Genomic DNA, 2,283 nt, shown 5'->3' on the forward strand with positions numbered 1-2,283 from the left:
TAGCTTTTTTGGACTTTTTTTCAAAAAAGATGCCAATCGTCGCTCATCGGGTCTAGGAGGTCTATCTTTCGGGCGTCTTATCCTTATATAGGAGACCTCGATGATATAGGAAACCTCGATAGCCAATTGTAAATCCAGACCGAGGCGAAGGCGCATATTCTTACTTACCTTTTACCAGAGGCGACGGTTGATTTGACCTCCCCTTGCTAATATAAAAGTAACAAAGAAAAGGAGGTTTCATATGTCAACCATCAAAAAGCTTTTTGCCACCACCCTCACTGCTTCTATTCTCTTTTGCAGCCTCACCTTTCCTGGCATGCCCGGCCCTGCTAAGGCTGCCCAGGATACTTATGGTCACAGCCACAATGTTATCATGATGATTCCTGACGGAACGAACGTTGAAGCTGTCACTACGACCCGTTGGATGACGGATAACAAGGCACTCACGATGGATAGCATGCTCACCGGTATGGTCCGCACCAACAATGCCAATACGCCTATTGCTGACTCGGCACCAGCGGGTACCGCCATGTCCACCGGTCAGAAAACAGAATCCCCCTTCATCGCTACCTATCCGACCAAGGCAGGGATGCCCGGCGCTGAAACCATGGATGAAAGCCGGGCCATGGCACCTCTAGCCACCGTCCTGGAAGGGGCGAAACGGGCAGGTAAGTCAACAGGCATTATCTCCACCTCCAATATCCAGCACGCCACCCCGGCGGACTTCTCTTCCCACCACCCCAACCGGAACGCCTATGAGGATTTAGGGGAACAGCAGGTCTACCAAAAAATGGATGTGGTCCTCGGCGCCGGTAGCCACTACCTGACGGCTGAAAACCGGGCTGACAAAGAAGACCTCATCAAAGAAATCAAGGACCAGGGCTACACCTACGTCACCACACCCGGAGAAATGGCCAGCGCCGGAAACGGTCCCCTCTGGGGCATGTTTGCCGGCAAGTCCCTGGCCTATGATATTGACCGTGACCCTGCCAAGGAACCTGCTTTAGCAGAAATGACCCAGAAGGCCCTGGATATTTTATCTCAAAACGACAAAGGCTTTTTCTTAATGGTTGAAGGGTCTGAAGTCGACTGGGCCGCCCACGCCAATGACCCGGTGGGCGTCGTCAGTGACCTCTTAGCCTTCGATAAGGCTGTCGCTGTCGCCAAAGAATTTGCAGACCGCCACGGCAATACCACCATCATCATTGCTGCTGACCACGGAACCGGCGGAATGACCTTTGGTGAACGGGCCATTTCCAAGGGCTACGACAAAGTCCCCTTGCAGTCCTTTACCAAGTATATCAAAAATGCCAAGCTCACCGGCCAGGGTGTTGCCCTCCGCCTCAATGCAGACCGGTCCAATATTGATGCCGTCATGAATGAAGCATACGGCTTGAATGACTTAACCAATGAAGAACGCCAACTGATCCGCGACGCCAAGGATGTTCAGGGGGCTGTTGGCAAGGTCATCAGCGACCGGTCTCACATCGGCTGGACCACCAATGGCCACGTCGGTGGTGACGTTGCCCTCTATTGCTACACCACTTCCCCTGAAGCCAAACCGCTCACCGGCCTGGTCTTCAACCATGAAATTGGCCTTTACATGGCTGACCTACTCGACCTTGACCTAGCCGCCTTATCCAAGGACCTCTACGTCCCCGTTCGGGATGCCTTTGCCGGCACCGGCGCCACCATTACCTTCGATAACAGCCGGCCGGCCAACCCTGAAGTCATTGTCACGAAGGACAAGAAAACCATCATCTTCCCGATTTCTAAAAACTACGCCATCATTGATGGGAAACGGGTTGAACTGGATGGCCTGACCGTTTTCAACACCCAGAAAACATACGTCCCGGCCTCAGCTGCTAAGCTCTTAGGCTAGTAAAGTAAAGAAAAAGTCGCTGGCTCTGCTAGCGACTTTTTTCTTGCCCCTTTTTAAGCAGCCCTAGTCAGGACTTATATATCTGAGAAAAGCCCTAATGCAGCAGCGCTTTCCTCAGCCTACCTAGCCACCTGCACCGCCCCTTGATACCTCCCGCCAGGTGGTGGATGCGGCGGTCTACAGAGAAACAACCCGGATAAAGGCAAATAAAAAACGCATGAGCAATTGCTCATGCGCTTAATAAACTAAACAGGCCAAACAAGGTAAATATAATTTTTGCAGTAAGTTCGTTACTGCGGGTTTTCCTTAGAAAGGAGGTGATCCAGCCGCACCTTCCGATACGGCTACCTTGTTACGACTTCACCCCAATCATCGATCCCACCGTGGGCGGCTTCCTCCAT

Annotated in this window: 1 protein-coding gene and 1 rRNA gene; one reads left to right on the forward strand and one right to left on the reverse strand. The window is 52.2% G+C overall.

Translation table 11 applies throughout. From position 1 onward, the window contains the following. Nucleotides 1-241 precede the first annotated feature (241 nt). The gene (locus ACLGL1_RS09730; protein WP_411008479.1) at nt 242-1,882 is read left to right on the forward strand and encodes an alkaline phosphatase; all 1,641 of its coding nucleotides are present in this window, start codon (nt 242-244) and stop codon (nt 1,880-1,882) included. Between the two features lie 310 nt (nt 1,883-2,192). On the opposite strand, the gene ACLGL1_RS09735 is transcribed toward ACLGL1_RS09730, so the two are convergent. After that, a 16S ribosomal RNA gene (locus ACLGL1_RS09735) occupies nt 2,193-2,283 on the reverse strand; the annotation flags it as partial.

Source organism: Peptococcus simiae (genome assembly GCF_046569735.1).
Taxonomy (GTDB): Bacteria; Bacillota; Peptococcia; order Peptococcales; family Peptococcaceae; genus Peptococcus; species Peptococcus simiae_A.

What these genes read in the sequence shown, in the direction of transcription:
- ACLGL1_RS09730 (WP_411008479.1), top strand. Translation starts at nt 242, where the DNA reads ATGTCAACCATCAAAAAGCTTTTTGCCACCACCCTCACTGCTTCTATT.